The organism is Bacteroides sp. CAG:189 (genome assembly GCF_000432295.1).
GTDB classification, from domain to species: Bacteria; Bacteroidota; Bacteroidia; order Bacteroidales; family Bacteroidaceae; genus Bacteroides; species Bacteroides salyersiae.
In genome coordinates, this window is sequence record NZ_HF991057.1 from 8,705 (window position 1) to 27,930 (window position 19,226).

At 40.4% G+C, this 19,226-nt stretch carries 12 protein-coding genes; 8 read left to right on the top strand and 4 right to left on the bottom strand.

The annotated features are described in order from the left end of the window. Positions 1–8: 8 nt before the first annotated feature. The 3 genes from QVP90_RS08400 to QVP90_RS08410 are packed head-to-tail and all read right to left on the bottom strand — an operon-like array spanning position 9 to position 5,669. Positions 9–2,171, bottom strand: coding sequence for a S46 family peptidase (locus tag QVP90_RS08400; protein WP_264381082.1), 2,163 nt, complete (start codon positions 2,169–2,171; stop codon positions 9–11). A 29-nt stretch (positions 2,172–2,200) separates the two neighbouring features. Beyond that, entirely contained in the window at positions 2,201–4,366 is a 2,166-nt protein-coding gene (locus QVP90_RS08405; RefSeq protein ID WP_021936161.1) for a S46 family peptidase, read from the bottom strand. Between the two features lie 52 nt (positions 4,367–4,418). Further along, positions 4,419–5,669 (bottom strand): anaerobic sulfatase-maturation protein, encoded by a 1,251-nt coding sequence (locus QVP90_RS08410; protein WP_021936162.1) that lies wholly within the window; start codon positions 5,667–5,669, stop codon positions 4,419–4,421. 235 nt (positions 5,670–5,904) lie between these two features. Between QVP90_RS08410 and QVP90_RS08415 the strand changes: the two genes are divergently transcribed. From QVP90_RS08415 to QVP90_RS08430, 4 genes are all read left to right on the top strand, one after another. Then, positions 5,905–6,633, top strand: coding sequence for a DUF4369 domain-containing protein (locus QVP90_RS08415; RefSeq protein WP_025819163.1), 729 nt, complete (start codon positions 5,905–5,907; stop codon positions 6,631–6,633). Positions 6,634–6,677: 44 nt separating this feature from the next. Next, positions 6,678–8,420: a tetratricopeptide repeat protein gene (locus QVP90_RS08420; protein WP_021936163.1), complete on the top strand. Its 1,743-nt coding sequence runs from the start codon at positions 6,678–6,680 to the stop codon at positions 8,418–8,420. A gap of 165 nt (positions 8,421–8,585) precedes the next feature. Next, the gene (locus tag QVP90_RS08425; RefSeq protein ID WP_021936164.1) at positions 8,586–8,963 is read left to right on the top strand and encodes a DUF3244 domain-containing protein; all 378 of its coding nucleotides are present in this window, start codon (positions 8,586–8,588) and stop codon (positions 8,961–8,963) included. Between the two features lie 9 nt (positions 8,964–8,972). Then, the gene (locus QVP90_RS08430; protein WP_021936165.1) at positions 8,973–9,872 is read left to right on the top strand and encodes a hypothetical protein; all 900 of its coding nucleotides are present in this window, start codon (positions 8,973–8,975) and stop codon (positions 9,870–9,872) included. 149 nt (positions 9,873–10,021) lie between these two features. Here the strand turns inward: QVP90_RS08430 and QVP90_RS08435 are convergent, their stop codons facing one another. Next, positions 10,022–10,780: a lysophospholipid acyltransferase family protein gene (locus QVP90_RS08435; RefSeq protein WP_005923789.1), complete on the bottom strand. Its 759-nt coding sequence runs from the start codon at positions 10,778–10,780 to the stop codon at positions 10,022–10,024. Positions 10,781–11,081: 301 nt separating this feature from the next. On the opposite strand from QVP90_RS08435, the gene QVP90_RS08440 reads away from it, so the two are divergent. The 4 genes from QVP90_RS08440 to QVP90_RS08455 all read left to right on the top strand — a co-directional run. Further along, positions 11,082–12,953 (top strand): sensor histidine kinase, encoded by a 1,872-nt coding sequence (locus QVP90_RS08440; protein WP_007480424.1) that lies wholly within the window; start codon positions 11,082–11,084, stop codon positions 12,951–12,953. Between the two features lie 11 nt (positions 12,954–12,964). Beyond that, positions 12,965–14,920, top strand: a complete 1,956-nt coding sequence (locus tag QVP90_RS08445) for a sensor histidine kinase (protein WP_021936166.1) — start codon at positions 12,965–12,967, stop codon at positions 14,918–14,920. A 28-nt stretch (positions 14,921–14,948) separates the two neighbouring features. After that, positions 14,949–16,202, top strand: coding sequence for an exonuclease SbcCD subunit D (locus QVP90_RS08450; protein ID WP_021936167.1), 1,254 nt, complete (start codon positions 14,949–14,951; stop codon positions 16,200–16,202). Positions 16,203–16,360: 158 nt separating this feature from the next. Then, positions 16,361–19,226: AAA family ATPase (locus QVP90_RS08455; protein WP_288204118.1), on the top strand; the 2,866-nt coding region annotated here is incomplete at its 3' end.

The window sequence follows — 19,226 nt, forward strand, 5'->3', positions numbered from 1 at the left end:
CTGAACCGCTAATCACTGATATCCATTTCTTTTATGATATGTGAAGCTCCTGCATATTTTTCGATGATAAAGAGTGTATAGCGAATGTCTACACAGGCTGCACGTTGAGAAGAAGGGCGGAAGGCGATATCACCGGTAAGACCTTCATAGTTACGGTCGAAACCGGTACCTATCAATTGTCCTTTTCCATTGAATACCGGACTACCGGAATTTCCTCCTGTATTATCTGTATCTACAATAAAGCAAACCGGCATTTCGCCATTTTTCATGGCATAGCGGCCGTAGTCTTTTGCTTCGTATAGCTGTTTCAGTTTGGCAGGTACGACAAATTCCCAGTTGTCGGGGTCTTCTTTCTCCATGGCACCTTTCAAGGTCGTGTAGTATTGGTATACGGCTCCATCGGCCGGTTCGTATGAGGCCACTTTGCCATAGGTTAATCTCAGTGTGGAGTTTGCATCCGGATAAATCGGGATACCGGCTTCTTTACGCATGTCCATCATTCCTTTCACCCAAATCTTATGGGCGGCATCATAGTTTTTATTGGCGTCATGCATGGCTAATGCTGTTTGCATCAATCCGTCTGTGATGGAATATTTAAAGAGAATCATCCAATCCTTATCCATCTTATTCAAGCTTGGCTTTTTAAGGAATTTCTCGAAATTCTCTTTATTTCCAAAAATAGAATATTTGAAACAGGCATCTATAAACGCATCGCTGTTTCCTTTGAAGCGGGTGTCTATCACTTTGAATATGCCAATGCGCTGATCTTTCGGTATATAACCCATGTAAGTTTTCAGCATCTGTTTTCCTACCAACTTTTCCACTTCCGGGAAGGGCACGGAAGCAAAATACTTCTCACCCTTTTCTTTTAAGTCATCAAGGGCCTTTTGGATTTTTTCCTTGTCTTTTTTCTCCAGTGCCGCAGTCAATGCCGTAGTAGATGGTATTTTCATGAAATCCAACGCAGTAACCAGTGCTTCGTTGATAGCTTGCTGGTGGTACATTGCATCTCTGCGGTGGGCTACGATAGAGCGTATTTCATCGAATGCTTTTTGGTAAGAGTCATCTCCTTTTTCACGCCCGCGTGCCAAAAGTTGCTCTTGTTGGGCACGCTTGGTATCCAACACTTTAAGACGGACCAAACCTTCATTCATACCGATTGCATTTTTCCAGTAATTGGCGGAAGAGGCATATTTGCTGGCATAGTGAATACGTACGGCCGGATCTTTCAGCATTTGTTCCATTAATACCTCTTGACGTGCGCCGCGAACATGATGACGCATGAAGTTGGTGGTCTGCATACGTTCTTCCACTTCATCGGAAATCATATAGCGCCAGTTACGTCCCGGGAATCCCATAACAAAGGTAAAGTCACCTTCCTGTATACCTGCAAGACTGATTGTCAGGTGTTTTTTTACTTTCAAGGGGATGTTCTCTTTCGAATACTCTGAAGGGTTACCGTCTTTATCGGCATAGATACGGAACAGAGAAAAATCTCCTGTATGACGAGGCCACATCCAGTTGTCTGTATCAGCACCGAATTTGCCTATTGAAGAAGGAGGTGCTCCTACCATACGGATATCGCTATACACTGTTTTTACGAAAAGATAATAGCGATTGCCGCCATAGAAAGCCTTTAACTCTAATTTGGTTGCCGGGGTTACTTCAATGTTTTCTGCTTTGGCAAAACGTTTGGCTACTTTCTCCAGATATTTGGGAGAGAGATAATTGGTCCCATTCGGATCTTCATCTGTTTTTAACTGTTCATTTACATAAGGGGTAACGTCTAAAATACGGTCGATAAAGGTGACAGTCAATCCTTTGCACGGCAATTCTTCATTCCTGTTCATTGCCCAGAATCCATTTGTCAGGTAATCATGCTCTACACTGCTGTGTTGCTGGATAGCTCCATAGCCGCAATGATGATTAGTCAATACCAGACCTTCTGCCGAAATAACTTCACCGGTACAACCGCCGCCAAAGTGTACAACTGCATCCTTGAGGGCAATTCCGTTGGGGCTATATACTTCTTCAATCGGTATTTCCAGTCCTAATTCTCTCATGACGGCGGCATTCTGTGCCTGTAAATCGGTCAACATCCACATACCTTCATCGGCACGGGCTGTGAAGACTGCAAGAGAAAGGACGGCTATTAATAATTGTTTTTTCATCAATAATAACGGTTTCACATATTGAATAATTATTCTACAATGGTCATTTCGTTAATCAAATGTCCGCAACCACCCAGTTTCTCGAGGATGAAGAGCACATAACGAATATCCAGGTTGATACAACGCTGCAGGTCATTATCGAAATTGATATCTCCACTCAACGACTCCCAGTTGCCATCAAATGCACAACCGATCAGCTCACCGTTTTCGTTCAATACCGGGCTTCCTGAATTACCTCCGGTAATGTCATTAGTGGACAGGAAGCAAACCGGCATGTCACCGTTAGGCATGGCATATCTTCCGAAGTCCTTTTTCTCGATTAATTCTTTTAATTTGGCAGGTACGTTGAATTCCCGGTTTTCGGGGTCTTCTTTTTCAATGATACCGTCCGTTGTCGTATAGAATTTATAGAACACACCGTCTCTCGGGCTGTATGGTTTTACATTCCCGTATGTCAGACGGATGGTAAAGTTTGCATCGGGATAAGAGGGAACAGGAAGTTTCATCTCCTCCAAACCACGGATATAGGTTTTATGCAAAGAAGCCAATTTTTCGTTTTCCGCTTTGAGTGCAGAACTGAGTGACATCAGACTTTCATATTTTGCACGCGAATATTGAGTAGCCAAGTCTTTTTTGATGGCTTTTACAGTCGGTTTTTTGATGAATTTATCAAAATTGGCCTGATTAGCCATGATAGACGAATCGTACATTGCGTCGATGAACTTATTGTAATCTCCTTTATATTCTTTTTCAATCGTACTGTAGAAAGCCGGACGCTGTTCTGCAGGAATCATTTCAGCATAAAGCGGGAACAGAACTTTGGCTACTTTACGGTCTACTTCATGGTCATAATCCTTATTGTGTATACTGGCAAAAACGTTTTCCAAAACTTTGATGTTGGCATTGACTGCCGAATCATTCTTCTCTTCCAATGCTTTTTCCAGTTTCTCCATGATTTGGTAAGGACTGCCGAACTCAATGGCGGCGAAGAATGATTCTGTCAGGCAAGTGGCCTGATATACAAGAGGAGCAGTGATGGCTACCGCATCATCTATCTCTTTTACTACATTCATGTAAGCCGGATTGTTTTTCTCTTTGGCAAACTTAGCGAAACGTTCTTCCTGCGCTGCTTTTGTTCCCAATACATCATTGTCGATGATGGCTTTGTTCATGCCGATAGAGTTCTTCCAGTAGTTGGAGGAGCCTGCGTATTTGTTGGCGTATTGGATACGTGTTTTGTCGCTGGCGTTCATTACTTCTTTCAACACGTTGAGACGGGCTGTACGTATCCGTATGCGCGGTTCGTTGGTTGAGTTCATTCGTTCTTTTACTTCCGATACGGTAAGGTAACGGCTGGTACTTCCCGGGAACCCCATAATCATGGCATAGTCTCCTTCTTTCAGCCCTTTGAGAGAGATAGCAAGATGTTTTTTTGTTTTTAACGGTACATTACTTGCGCTATACTCGGCCGGTTCACCATTTGCATCGGCATAAATGCGGAACATGGAGAAATCGCCGGTGTGGCGTGGCCACATCCAGTTATCCGTTTCACCACCGAATTTACCGACAGATGAGGGAGGAGCAGCTACCATGCGTACGTCCGGATACACTTTCTTGTAAAACATGTAGAATTTATTGCCTGCATAGAAAGGCAGAGCTTGAGGCACGATTCCCGGTTTGCCGTTCAGATCGCTTTTTTCACAAAGCTCTTTTGCCAACTTATTGAGGAAAGCTGTTGTAAATGATTGAGCTTCTGTGATTTCTTTCGATTCTATTTTTTGATTTACCAGATCGGTAATGTCTTCGATCCGTTCGATAAATGTGAATTTTAAGCCCGGAGTAGGTAATTCTTTGTCTCTTGAAGTAGCCCAAAAGCCATCTGTCAGGTAATCATGTTCTACCGAGCTATGTTGTTGGATAGAGGCATATCCGCAATGATGATTTGTCAGAATAAGGCCTTCCGGAGAGATAATCTCTCCTGTACAGCCTCCGCCAAAGATACCTACTGCATCTTTTAGGGATATCCCGTTTGGATTGTAAAGGTCGTTTGCTTCCAGTTTCAATCCTTGTTTTTTCATCATGTCGATGGAATTTTGTTGTTGCATTAATTGTAACAACCACATTCCTTCATCCGCTTTAGCGGAACCAACAACCAGCGTCATAAGCGCCAGTCCCCAAAGTTTTAGTTTATTCATCTTTTTAATTTATGATTTATAATTGATTTACAATCTATTTACGACTTATGATTTATAATAATTCTCCCTTCTCCATTTTCCCCTCTCTCTTTTTCAGTGCCTCCATTATATTTGCCGGCGGGCGTTGGTTCATCAGTTCTTTTTTCATGAAGTCCATATAAGGGGCTACGTGCTTAAAGAATTGATAATAACCTTTGCATAAATAATTCAATCCGGATTCTCCGTTGGAAGTTCGGATAAAGCGGTTTTTAGGACATTCTCCATTACATGCAAATAAGAATTCGCACTCTTTACATTGTGTTGGCAGAGAATTTTGTTTCATTTGTCCGAAAGCATTTTGCTTTTCGCTATACATCATTTCTACCAGAGTTTTATTGTAGATGTTGCCTAATTTATATTCCGGAAATACAAAATGATCACAGGAATATACATCCCCGTTAAACTCCATGACACCGGCATGACCACAGTTTTTAGCCATAGAGCACACTCCCGGCTGCTCACCGACCCAGTTGGCGAGTGTAGAGTCGAATAACTGTATGTAGTAATTGCCTACATCTTCTTTCACCCATTCGTCAAACAAAGTACAAAGAAAGTTTCCCCATTGTTCCGGAGTGACTGAGAAATCAGCGAGCTTTCCTTCTTCCTGTTCGGCAAGTGAAGCCAGTTGACGTCCGTCGGCATGTTCGAAAATACGTTCTACGATAGGGGCAAATTGTATATAGTGACAATCGAGTTCTTTGAAAAAATGATAAAAATCTAATGGATAATCGGCATTATAATCGTTGACTACCGCCATTGCATTCCATTGTACATCATGTTTCTTGAGTAGATTGATACCCTGCATTACTTTTACGAAAGAAGGTTTTCCTTGTTTATTCTTCCGGTATTCGTCATGAAATTCTTGTGGCCCGTCGATAGACACGCCTACCAGCCAATTGTTTTCGCGAAAGAATTCACACCATTCATCCGTCAGCATTGTGCCGTTGGTTTGTATGCAATTGTCAATAGTGCGTCCCCGGCTGTATTTCTTTTGCAGTTCCATCGCTTTTTTATAGAAAGAAAGCGGGCGCATCAATGTCTCTCCACCATGCCATGTGAAGAGTATTTGTGGCATTGTTTGCGAGTTAATGTATTGCTCTATGAATTTTTCAAGGAGTTCCTCGCTCATTACATGTTTCGGATTTTCTTTGTATAATTTGGATTTTTCTAAATAGTAACAATAATCGCATGCAAGATTGCATACAGCTCCGACAGGTTTTAGCATCACGTAGAGCGGTTTGGCAAAGGGGGCATAAGTTGACATTCTATCTCTCTGTTTACGAATTATAAATTATGAATCATGAGGCTTTTCTATTGACTATTTGTCAAGTCATAGTCTGCAAATTTAGGTAAACTAAATGAAAATACATACCAAAAACAGATGTTTATAAGGATTATTAAAGAAAAGAGTCTTACAAATTTTAAATATTGATAAAATGTTTCATTCAAATCTGAATCCGTTGTACCTTTGCAGTATGAAAATCTATAAACAGATACGTGTGAATAAGTTTTTGCCTTTATTGTTTTTCCTCGTGATCTTTACTTCCTGTAGCCGTAAGTATAAGATTGAGGGGGTATCATCGGTGAGTAGCCTTGACGGTAGAATGCTGTTTATAAAAACTTTGGAGGACGGAAAGTGGGTGAAAATAGACTCGGCGGAGGTAATTCATGGCTTGTTTACGATGAAAGGTGTGGTAGATTCCATCATGATGGCTACTCTTTATATGGATAATGAGGCTATTATGCCTTTGGTAATTGAAAAGGGTAATATCAAAATAACGATTGCTAATACCGAATTGTCGGCAGAAGGTACCCCGCTCAATGAAGCTCTTTATGATTTCATCGATAAGAAAAATGCGATGGACATAAAGATTGAAGAACTTGAACGTAAAGAGGCGCGTATGGTGATGGAGGGAGCGGACTTGGCTGATATCCATGAACAGTTGACTAAAGAAGGAGAAGCGTTGGTCGATGATATGAATCGGTATGTGAAAAAGTTTATTTCCGATAATTATGAAACTGTCTTAGGACCGAGCGTCTTTATGATGTTGTGTAGCAATCTTCCTTATCCAATAATGACTCCTCAGATAGAAGATATAATGAAAGATGCTCCTTATTCCTTTAGAATGAATAAAATGGTGAAAGAGTTCATTTCTAAGGCGAAGGAAAATATGCAGCTTATTGAAGAACATCAACGTTTAGAACAAAACGCCTCTGTCGGTAACTGAGTTAGGAGTTTTTTGCGTATTTTTGTGCAAAACTCGAATAGACTATGTTACGACAATATGCTTTTAATCTTATACTCCTGTTTATATTACCATTGTGGGTAATTTCGTGTCAGAAAACTCCGGATTTTGTTGTGCAGACTCTCTCTTCTGCAGAAAATTGTATGGAGGCACATCCGGATAGTGCTCTCAATCTATTAAAACGTATTCCAAATCCTGAAAGCTTGCATGGCAAGGCACAGGCTGACTATAGTTTGTTGATGACACAGGCTATGGATAAGAATTACATAAAGCCGGAGTCCGATTCTTTAATTTCAATAGCTGTAGGATACTATGGCTCTCTTGATGATCAATGGGTTGCGAAAGGGAAGTCATTCTTTTATTATGGAAGGGTAATGAAAGAACTTAATCGCCCGGAGGATGCTATGAGGTACTATTTAAAAGCGAAAAGTATATTCGACGGAAGTAAGGAGTATAGGATGTTAGGGCTTATTTCGGAGGAAATAGGTACTCTAAACTGGAGTCAGTATTTAACAGATGAAGCTTTGTTGAATTATCTGGATGCTTTAAGGTATTATACAATGATTAATGATGTGCTGGGAATGAGTTATTCATCAAGAAATATTGCTCGTTATTATTTATCATGTGATAATAAGATTGATAGTGCATATGTTTACTATCAACGTGCATTAACCATAGCTCATGATAATAATTGTAACTCTGAATTAACTATTTTACAGGAACTTGGTGTTTTATATCGTTTGAAGAAAGATTATAAAAAAAGCGAATATTATTTGTTAAAAGCTTTGGAATTAGCAAAAGAAGATTCTTTGTCTTCCGGAATTTATTTGTCATTAGGTTATACTTACTTGTTGATGGGTAATATGACTGTAGCTGAAGATTATTTGGATAAATCTACAAGGGGCGTAAATATCTATACACAGGCTGATGCTTACAAATTGCTTTTTAAATTAGAAAAACAGAAGAATGCCCCTTGGGTGGCTTTAGAATATAAGGAGAGGTCTGATTCAATATTTAAAATAATTCAAAAGAAAGAAATAAAAGAAGCTGTTGCCGATTTGCAAAAAAAATATGAAAATGAAAAATTACAAAAAGAAAATCTTCAGTTGAAAATAAAAAATCAAAGCATATTACTTCTTTGTTTTGTTTTGCTTTTTCTGATATTATTATGTTTACTTTATGTTTATTATAGGCATCAACATAATAAAAAACGGATACAAGAAATAGAACAGCAAATAAACTTTAACAAGGAAGAAATAGCTCTTTATCAAGAAGAACTGGTTAATTATCAATTATTACAGAGTGAGTCCGAGGATTATAGAAGTAAAATAGGTGAGTTGAATGGTAAGGTTTTGCTTTTGCAAAGTCAAAATAGAACGTTAGTGGAACGTTTGAATTCATTAGGTGGTGATATCGGTAGCTCTTGTTCGCCAGTGGATGGTAAGTATATATCTATATTTCGTATGTTGCTTTCTTTAAAATCCGGTTCTTTTAAAGGAAAGTTATCTCATAGTGATTGGGATCATCTGTTTGATTTATTTAATTTTTTATATTTAGGTATTGTTATTCGTTTACAGGAAGAATATCCTCAATTAACAAAACATGATCTTGAAATTTTTTGTTTGTTGAAGTTTGGTTTTACAAATGATGCATTGAAGAAAGTCTTTCTTACTACTTCTGATTCTATAACAAAGGCTAAAGGGCGATTGAAAAAAAGGTTGAATGTGGCTCCTCAAGAAGATTTGGATCATTTTATACGAAATTACTAAGAAAATATATTTTCAATTGTCCGGGTGATTTTTTTACTTAAGATATTAAATATCTGATTTGTAGTTTGTTGTGGGTTGATTGCATTGCTTGATTTGTCCGGGTCATTTTTTTGCTTTTCTCATAATGACACCGTACATTTGGGGAAACAAAAAACAATATAATTTATGAAATCACGTTTGTTTGTATTATTGACGGCATTGTTTATGGTAGGCAATGTTTTTGCCGGTACTCCTCTTGAGGATGATTTAGTGTTAATGGGAGAATTTTCTCAAGCTGGTACTCGTTCTGTAAAACCAGAACTCCCGATTTCTGCAACTTTCGAAGGAAATGTCCTGTATGTTGAATTTACTACTCCTGTAGGTAATGTTGATATTGCAATAAAAGATGCGACCCAGAATGTAGTATATACATCTTCTATGGATGTAACTGCTTTTGGACAACAAGTTGCCATTTCCGTGGAAAATTATCAAGCCGGTACTTATATAATAGAATTTAGAAACTCAAAAGATGGTTATGTTTATGGCGAATTTACATTAATGTAATTCATCATTATGAGGAAAATTCTATTTTCTGCTTGTTGTAACACATATACACAGCAAAAAGCCTGTGAAGGTTTGATAAGGCTGTTGAAAGATGGACGTTATCAAGTGGATATGGCAGGAAGCGTCGTAAGAGAGAGATGGAGTTTATATGATCTTGCTTTTGCTTTTAATAAGAGAGGTTATGAGAGAATACAGACGTTACATCCTGCCATTCCTATTATTTATTCCATCTTGGCAGATGATTATGAGGAAGAGTTTATAGGAGGTGCTACTCTATATGAGCATTTATTGTTGATTGCACCCCAAAAAACTCATTTTTGCGGTGACTGTGTTACAGACCTGCTTTTTCCTTTCGTTAAAGAGACGGATGCTTATCTTAAATATCCGTATTCCAAACCCTCTATTCTGGTTGGAGCTGGTAATGGACGTTCGGCATTAAGAACATTCATCGTCTTAAATACTTTAACCCAATATAAGATTAACATCATTTATTCGGGTGAACAGGAACTTTATGAAGTAGGTTATGCGTCTCATGTGACCGTACGTGAAGAGTTTGAATTGGACACTATGATCCAAAACGCCAGTCTTGTTATCGGTAGTAAATATGTAGCGTTACAAGGAGCTTTACATAAAAAGCCCGTTATCATTATTGGTGATTATGGGTCGGGTGGCATATTAACACAGGATAATGTGGTAGACCAATATCACAATTATTTTGCTGGTAAAATTGGTGGAGAACTGGATGAATATTTTTCTCTTGATCAGTTTCAGAAAGAGATAAAATCTGCTTTAAAACTCTCTTCACGTGAATTAGAAACTATATCCGATAAGTTGAGAAAAGAAATGTCGGAGAATAATAAAAAAATATGGGATATAGTTTCATCTTATTCTATAATGCGAGATTCTTAAATCCTTCTGGTTTTCTAAATTACATAATGGGATTTTTTTAATACACACGATTGATTGAGTGGTTGGGAAGTGCGGGAGCATATCCCAGCCCTATTTTTTTATAAATAATTGGATACTAAAAAGGTTCTGATGGGCATAGAAAATGAGGATCAGCGATCCTGATCTTCATTCTTTACCATTCCTTTGTATCTTTCCGGCAATGCACTTTCTACGGCAGCATAGGCTTCTGTCATCGTCTCTTTTATGTTTTCCGGTCCTTTACCCTTGGGGGGAATCGGATCATGGATTGTCAGAATCATACGGTGACGATGAATCCATTTTCCGGTACGGGGAAGAATTTCGAATGATCCGTCTATTGTGATTGGGACAACTGCCAACTGTAAATCGTCTGCCAATTGAAAAGCTCCTTTCTTGAAGTATCCCATGTGTCCGGTGAATGAACGTGCTCCTTCGGGAAATACGACTAATGATACACCGTCTTTCAGCGAGTTTTTGGCCTGTTGTATGGTCTCAAGCACTTTCTTAGGTCCTGAACGGTCTACGAATATATGCCCTGCACTTTCACATGCTTTACCTACGAAAGGAAGTTTGCGGAGACTTTTCTTCATCATCCATTTGAAATTACGCCCTAAAAAACCATAAATAAGGAAAATATCAAAAGATCCTTGATGATTAGGAACGAATATATAAGATGTATGCTTATGTATTTTTTCACGGCCGCGTACCTTTACTGGTATAAGCAGGAAAAGGCAGATCAATTGCGACCATATCTTGCCGGGATAGTAGCCCCAGAAATGTGCTCCCCCTACCAGTGAACCAATGATGGTTACAATGGCTGTGAGAATAGTCAATACTAACAGTATCGGCAATGCAATACAAATCTGATAGATGTAATACAGTATTTTCATGAGTGTTGGATTTTCGAAGGACAAAGATACAGAATCTCTTTTTATTGTCGTGTCTCAAAACGGATAAAAATCAGGGGATATCTAAAATGCTGACGATAATCTGTATTTCTGATGATATATCCAATTTGCATACATGAACGTTATTTATCTAAATAATACTTATAATAAACTTTCTGGAGATTTTTTTTACAGATTCTCATTTCTTTCGGTCAAACTACTGTGAGAGTCTGATATTTTTTATGTAGATTTGTCGATAATTTGTAAGATCAATGCAAACAGAACATACACTTTTTACTGTCTGATGAGAAAGCTACTGAAATATCTGCTGTTGGGCTTCTGTGCTTTGTTTTTAGCGGGCAATGCCACTGCTGCTACTGCTGCTGCCGATCAGGTCGGGGAGGATACCGCTTTACAGGGGAAAATCATCCAATCTTTCCGTAACAGTCTCGGCTTTAATGTGCTGGAAGAAAAAGACAGTAGTTTTGTATATGCCGATAGTCTGTTGGATATACTCGAATTGCATGAACAATTTGATTCCTATTTTGAATTGTCCCGAATTATAATAAAATCTCAAATACTCAAAGGGAAGATGGGGATGGCAATTGCCCATAGCGACAGAATGTATTCCAAGGCCAGGGTTTTGAAAGATGTTTTGGGCATGGCCCTTTCTCTCAATGCCATCGGTGAAATTTATACCGCTATTGGAAGGGAAAGAGAGGCAGGTGATGCTTATGAGCGTTCGTTGGCACTTTTTGAAGAGTATGGTGGGGGTGAAACAATGAAAAAAATATTGCTGGTGGAATTGGCCGAATACAATCTGCGTATGAAGGATATAGGAGCGATGGCTAAATATGTGAGGTTGTTAAATCAGTATTCTACTGACAGCCAGTCTGAATTGGAGCAGACGGTGATGTCTATTTTTAATGCATATTATAAGATCCATACAGGAGCATTGGAAGAGGCCGATAGCTACTTGGAAAAAGTACGGAAGCAGCAGGACAAGTTAATACCCGGGCTTTTGGAATATTTTCTGGTGGCAGAGGCTTACTATCTGGAACAGAGCAATGCGCTGGAAAAGGCTTTGGAAATATACGATTACTTTTTCAGCTTGAAGCATGCCGGGAATAATTATGAACTGTATATTAGTACGATGGAGAAGAAAGCACAATTATTGGAGAAGATGGGACGTAAGGAGGAGGCTTTCACTTTGTACAACACTATTTATTCTTATATAAATTCTAAATTTAAGGCGAATTATCCGAAAGAGATTGATCAGCTTTGCGCACGCTTCGAGGCGGATCAACTTACTTATCAGATAACGCAGGACCGTAACCGTTCGCTTCGTTATTATGCGATAGCGATCGGGGGATGTGCTATGGTGCTGGCGTTGTTTATATTTCTCAGCTGGCGAAAGATATTTCGTCTGAAGCAATCGAAACAAAAAATGGAAGAGATGAATAGGAAAGCGGAAAATGCCATTCGTAAAAAGAATCTCTTCCTTTCTAATATGAGCCATGAAGTACGTACACCGTTGAATGCGATCGTTGGCTTTTCCACCTTAATGGCTTCGGAAGAGATAGAAGTGGACGAGGTTTCCCGAAAAGAGTATTGTGAAATTATCAGGATCAATTCATATCAATTGCTGAAATTGATAAATGATATTATTGATTTTTCAGATTTTGATGAAGATAATATCAGTATGACTATCAAGGGACAGGATGCTGTGAAAATTTGCCGTGAAGTTATAGAGACGGTAGCTGCTTCTTATAAACTGCAGGTTGAATTGCGTTTTGACACTTCACTTACCTCTTTAATGATAGATACCGATGATTCTCGTCTGCGGCAGGTGTTGATTAATTTATTGGTCAATGCCACAAAGTTCACCACTCAGGGATCTATTGTTCTGCGGTTGGAGAGAAGCATTGATGATGCTGATATGGCTTTATTTTCTGTGACCGATACCGGATGTGGTATTCCACTCGAAAAACAGAAACTTATCTTTGAACGGTTTGAGAAACTGAATGACTTTGTGCAGGGAACCGGGCTGGGATTGTCTATCTGTCTGTTGATCTTGAAAAGGCTGAAAGGGAAGATTTGGATCGACGATAAGTATACGGAGGGTGCGCGTTTTTGTTTCTTGCATCCGTTGAAGAGTGAATCCAAACTAATATAACGGCTGTTGTCATGAAAAGATTAATCCTGTGTTTCATATATCTTATTTTTCTGTCCGTTAGTCTGCGGGCTGAGAAGAATGAAGGAATTGCTTATCGCGACAGTATTTTGATTTTGGCAGAAAGCATGCCTTCGGATACTGTCCGATTGGCTTATCTTCAAAGTATGGCTTACTGTCATCAGTATTTTCCTTATAACAGATATTTTGCAACCGCCCTTTATGAAGAAGCAAAACGACAGAAGAATATTTTTTATGAAAATGAAGGAGCTTATTATCTGGCAGGTTATTACGATAAAAAGCATGATCCGGACAGCCTGACTTATTGGGTGAATCAGTTGAAAGAACTGGTGTCCGGGGTGGGGACTTATGATTATTACTTGGAACGGAAAGCGGCCATCGGCCGGGCATTGGCTTCTAAAAGGATGATAGAGAAGGCTGTACATGTTACTAAGGAGGTATTGGAAGAGGCCATAGCTCATAATAGCAATAATGGGAAGATCGCTGCATACAATAGTTTGGGGTGTGCTTATTCCGTATCCAGCCGTCCGGAAGAGGCTCTTAAAGTTTTGATGAAGGCATATCATGAGTTTAAACCCGGAACAAAACCATTTTTGAAGGTAGATATTCTTTCCCGGATCACTCAGGTTTACGGGAATGGGGGAGATGACAAGTCGAAGATGCCTTACTTGTGTGAGATGGATAAGACTTTGCAGGAAGTGATGAGTAACGAACCGGAGTCACAAAATAACTGGACTGATCTGGCGATAGATTGTGAAGTGAAATATGTATTGCATTATTTGAACAGAAGAAAGTTTGAGCAGGCTCTGTTGCATATTGAACGTGCGCAGGAGTTGCTTGCATCCCATGTCGATCCGGTATTCTGGTTGAATGTACAACTGGTTCGCTTGCAGTATTTTTCACGCACCAAGGAGTATGACAAGAGTATTGCTTTTGTTGATGAGGTGACTCCTATCGTATTGAAAGATTATGTATTTATATTCGGAACGCTGATAAACTACAAGGCGATTACCCAGTTTGATAAGGGGGATATTGATGCGGCGATTGAAACCCGTCGTTATCTGGTAAGAACGCAGGACTCTTTAAACAATGCTTTTTCTGCCGACCAGTTGAATCAGGTGAAGGAGATTTATCACATTGACGAACTGTTGCTCGAAAAGCAGAAAATCAAGAATACAAATTATTTGCGGGTCTCTGTCATATTACTGATTCTTTTGGTTTTAGCCTTTTTATTTTACGTTTATACGCGTCATCTTTCCAAAAAGATAGTATTGGCCGAATGTGCCGCCGCAGAGGCAGCGGCACATTCCGAAGAGGATAATATGGCCAAAGAACGATTGAAGATGGAGATCAGTCATGATGTGCGTACTCCGTTGAATGCGGTTGTCGGTTTTGCGGAATTACTGGCCGAGTCAGATGATTTGGATCAGGAGAGTAAGCTGGGGTACGGGAAAATCATACAGGAAAATGCTGAACAGTTATTGGATTATGTAAATAACATATTGGAACTTTCACGTTTAGAATCTGGAAAAATACAGTATGAACAGACAGAAGTAGAAGCAATTGCACTTTGTCGTGAAATTGTCGGTTTTATCAACGGGCAAGTGGAAGATGAAAATGCAAAGGTGGTTTTACAGACTGCCGTAGAGTCTCAGACGATATGTACCGACAGGAAATGGCTGATGTCTTTATTACGTGGATTACTCGTTTCGGGAGAAGGGGAGGATCTTGTAATGTTTTATATAGAAAGAGACGAAGTCGACTCGATGTTGGTTTTTCGTGTGGTCGGTACATTGTTTGCACAAGAAAACGTAAAAGATAAAAAGATATTGATCCGTAATGAAATTAATATTCATTTTATTCGTTATTTTGGTGGTACTTATACAGTAAATGTAGAAACAGATGATGGACCTACGGTTGTTTTTACTTGTCCTTTAGTCGATTTTTGAATAAATGTTTTTGATATAGATATTCCGAATGATACGTATCTTGCATACTGCCGACTGGCATTTGGGACAGACCTTCTTCGGCTACGATCGCGTGGAAGAACATGCGCATTTCTTGGATTGGCTGGCCCGTGAATTAAAAGAAAATGAGATTGATGTGTTACTCATTGCTGGCGATGTTTTTGATGTTTCCAATCCGTCGGCTGCATCCCAACGCATGTTCTACCGCTTTATCCGAAGAGTGACAACGGAAAATCCGCAATTACAATTGGTGATTGTGGCGGGCAATCATGATTCTGCTGCACGTCTTGAAGCTCCTTTACCGCTATTGCAGGAAATGCGTACCGATATCAAAGGAATTGTTCGGCGGCGTGATGGAGAGATCGATTACGATGATTTGATTGTGGAATTGAAGAATCGTAGTGGAGAAGTGGAAGCTCTCTGTTTGGCAGTACCTTTCCTGCGGCAAGGAGATTATCCGGTGGTGGTAACTGATGGGAATCCCTATGCGGAGGGGGTAAAGGAACTTTATACGCGTCTGCAAAATCGGGCGATGGAACGGAGAAAAAAGGATCAGGCAATAGTTGCCGTCGGTCATCTGCAAGCTACGGGGTCGGAAATTGCAGAACGTGATTTCAGCGAACGAACCATTATTGGAGGTTTGGAATGTGTCTCACCCGACACTTTTACAGAGCAGATTGCTTATACGGCTTTGGGGCATATTCATAAATCCCAGCGTGTGTCGGGACGGGAGAACATACGTTATGCCGGTAGTCCGTTGCCGATGTCGTTTGCAGAAAGGGATTATCATCATGGCGTAGTGATGGTGACTCTTGCCGAAGGATGGGCTGTGGAAATAGAGAAGCGGGAATATACTCCATTGGTTCGTTTGCTGAGCGTGCCGAAAGGAAAGGCTGTCAGTCCGGAGGAAGTACTGGATGAACTTGCCCGGTTACCGTTACAGATGGAAGAAGCCAAAGGTAATTCTCACTATCCGTATTTGGAAGTGAAAGTACTGTTGACAGAACCGGAACCGATGCTTCGACAACAGATAGAAGAAATACTGTCTGACAAAGCTGTTCGTCTGGCACGTATTGTTTCGGTATATCGACAGGCTAAAACAGACGTGAGGGAAGAAGAAGCATTGGTGGCTACCGGATTGCAGGAAATGAACCCTTTACAAATACTCAAGATGACTTTTGAGAATACTTACCAGACAGAAATGCCGGAAGAGCTGGAACGGTTGTTTGAAGAAGCGGTGAGGGAAGGGGGAAAGGAGAATTGAGCGGGGAGAAGAATGGAGAGAAGGGAAAGGAAGCGGGGAGAAATGTCTGGCAGATGATGGTACAGTTGATAGGCAGATTTTTTCATTCTTTCATTTTATTCATTATTCATTCTCCAATTGGCATATTGGCACATTGAATTATTGGCACATTATTTATTATGAAGATATTGACAATACGATTAAAGAATCTAACTTCTATTGAAGGGACTTTTGAGGTGGACTTTACTGCCGAACCTCTTCGTTCTGCCGGTATATTTGCCATTTCCGGTCCTACGGGAGCTGGAAAATCGACGATATTGGATGCTTTGTGTCTGGCACTTTATGATAAGACACCCCGTTTTGCAGCATCAGGCGAGAATCTTTACCTGTCTGATGTAGGTGAAAATCAAGTGAATCAGTCGGATGTGAAGAATATTCTTCGCAGGGGGACGGGAGAAGGATTTGCTGAGGTAGATTTTATCGGGATAACCGGAAGGCGGTATCGTTCCCGTTGGTCGGTTCGGCGCGCTCGTAGCAAGGCTACCGGTTCTTTGCAACCTCAAACCATTCAGGTTACTGATTTGGATAAGGAAGAGGAACTACAAGGTACGAAAACGGAACTGTTGAACCAATTGGTAGCTTTGGTAGGGCTCACTTACGAACAGTTTACACGCACGGTATTGCTTGCCCAAAATGATTTTGCTACTTTTTTGAAGTCCCGTGAATCTGCGAAAGCGGAATTATTGGAAAAACTTACCGGTACGGAAATCTATTCGCGTATCTCCCGGGAGATTTATGCCCGTAGTAAGGCGGCTGACGAAGCGATGAATCTTCTCAAAAATACGATCAGTCTCATCGAACTTATCCCGGAGGAAGAACTTTTGTCATTGCGAAAGGAACAGGAGCGCCTTATCGGACTTCGTTTTATCGAAACAAAACGCCTTACGGAACTGAATGCCCAACTTAGCATTGTACAATCTCTCAAAATACGGCAAAAACAGTTATACGAAAAGCAACAAGAGGAATTTGTAGGTGTGGAGGAGCTAAAAAGACTTCAAACGGGCCTTGCGGAACAGATGGATTATCTGGCTCGTTTTCAAGAGCAATGGGAGGCTTTACAACCGGAGTTGCGCAAGGCACGCGAGTTGGATGTCCGTTTGCAGAGTTTACGAACTCAGTATCGACAATCGGAACAGACCTTGCTACTTGCCCGGAAGCAGACAGCAGAAATTGAAAAGAAATACCGTACAGGAAAAGAGACCCTCAGTGGGTCGCAAAATTCCATGAGCAGATTGTTGAAAGGCAAAGATAACTTTGATAACTCTCTGCCCATCGATTTGCAACGTATAGAGCAACTTTTACTTCATGAAGAACAACAATTGACGACTCTTCAGCAGGAAAATGATAATCGTGTGTCACGCCTTAATACTTTTGGAATTCAGTCTGTCAGTGAAGAACAGAATAAACTTCTGAAACAGCAGGCGCAGATGCAACGTGCTTTTCAGGCCAGTCAATTACTTGCTCAATTGTGTATAAAGCGAGAAGAAGCTTCTACTGAACTGGCTGCTTTAATGCGGCAACTTGCTGTGAAGCAAGAACAAATCGTCTCCCTACAGAAACTTTATGATAATGCCCGTATGGCGATCAGTAAAGATGTGGTGGCTTTACGTTGTGATTTACATGACGGGGAAGCATGTCCGGTATGTGGTAGTCAATCGCATCCTTATCGACAGGATAATGAAGTAGCCGATACTCTTTATCATTCGATCGAGAAAGAGTATAAATCAGCTTCAGACATTTATAATCAATTAAATAATCGTGTGATTGCCCTTCAACGGGATATAAATAACTATGCCGTTCAGCAGAAAGCCCAGGAAGAGGTTTTAGCGGACTATCCAGTTGCAGAACGTGCACCGGAGTATCTGGATGCGCATTTGACTGAGTTACAGCAGTGCCTTTGTGCATTGGAGGAGAGGATAAAACAGTATCAGCTTCTTTATGCCGAATGGCAACAACATGACGGCAGATTAAAGCAACTGCGTATGCATTATGAGGCTTTTCGGAAAGAAGTGAATCAAGTCCGGTTATTGACTCAGCAATTGACTGCCATTGAAGAACAATTGACTATGGCCAAGCAGGCGGAGGCCACTGAGCAGTTGCGTTTTCAAACAATAGGCAAGGAATTGGGCGAATTACAGCAATCGCGTGCCGGGCTTTTGAAAGGTAAACCGGCGGATGAGGCTGAAGCGGCAGTACATCGGCGGGAGAAAGAGTTGAATAAGGCATTGGAACTTGCCCGTAAAAACATGGAATCGGTTCATGTTCGTATTTTGGGGATACAAGGAGAAATCAAACAGCTTTCACAAACTGTTATTGAGCTGTCCGATCAGCAGGAGAAAATAGAAAATCCGGAACATTTGTCTGAAGATATTGTCGCCTGTCAATCGGCAAACCGGGAGACAGAGCGTTTGCTTTCCGTTGTCGAGGCCCGTTTATTGCAGCAAGAACAGAATAAAAAGCGGCTGATGGAAATAGAATCGGAATGGAAGGAGAAGCAGACTGTTGCCGAGCAATGGGCCAAGCTGAATAAATTGATTGGAAGTGCCGATGGAACAAAGTTCAAAGTGATTGCTCAAAGTTACACATTGAACTTGTTGCTGTTGCATGCCAATAAACATTTGGCTTATCTTTCCAAGCGTTATAGACTTCAACAGGTGCCTGGTACATTGGCTTTGCAAGTTATTGATTGTGATATGTGCGATGAAGTACGTACCGTTTATTCGTTGTCTGGCGGAGAGTCTTTTTTGATATCTTTAGCGTTGGCTTTGGGGCTTTCGTCTTTATCGAGTAATAATCTGAAAGTGGAATCTCTTTTTATTGACGAAGGTTTCGGATCATTGGACGCCGATAGTTTGCGTACCGCTATGGAGGCATTGGAACAGTTGCAAATGCAAGGGCGCAAGATTGGTGTGATTTCACATGTGCAGGAGATGAGCGAACGTATTTCCGTACAGATACAGTTGCATAAATCCGTGAATGGAAAGA

Excerpts from the sequence above, each read along its gene's own strand:
- QVP90_RS08400 (WP_264381082.1), bottom strand. The coding sequence starts at position 2,171 with ATGAAAAAACAATTATTAATAGCCGTCCTTTCTCTTGCAGTCTTCACA.
- QVP90_RS08405 (WP_021936161.1), bottom strand. The coding sequence starts at position 4,366 with ATGAATAAACTAAAACTTTGGGGACTGGCGCTTATGACGCTGGTTGTT.
- QVP90_RS08410 (WP_021936162.1), bottom strand. The coding sequence starts at position 5,669 with ATGTCAACTTATGCCCCCTTTGCCAAACCGCTCTACGTGATGCTAAAA.
- QVP90_RS08420 (WP_021936163.1), top strand. The coding sequence starts at position 6,678 with ATGTTACGACAATATGCTTTTAATCTTATACTCCTGTTTATATTACCA.
- QVP90_RS08425 (WP_021936164.1), top strand. The coding sequence starts at position 8,586 with ATGAAATCACGTTTGTTTGTATTATTGACGGCATTGTTTATGGTAGGC.
- QVP90_RS08430 (WP_021936165.1), top strand. The coding sequence starts at position 8,973 with ATGAGGAAAATTCTATTTTCTGCTTGTTGTAACACATATACACAGCAA.
- QVP90_RS08435 (WP_005923789.1), bottom strand. The coding sequence starts at position 10,780 with ATGAAAATACTGTATTACATCTATCAGATTTGTATTGCATTGCCGATA.
- QVP90_RS08440 (WP_007480424.1), top strand. The coding sequence starts at position 11,082 with ATGAGAAAGCTACTGAAATATCTGCTGTTGGGCTTCTGTGCTTTGTTT.
- QVP90_RS08445 (WP_021936166.1), top strand. The coding sequence starts at position 12,965 with ATGAAAAGATTAATCCTGTGTTTCATATATCTTATTTTTCTGTCCGTT.
- QVP90_RS08450 (WP_021936167.1), top strand. The coding sequence starts at position 14,949 with ATGATACGTATCTTGCATACTGCCGACTGGCATTTGGGACAGACCTTC.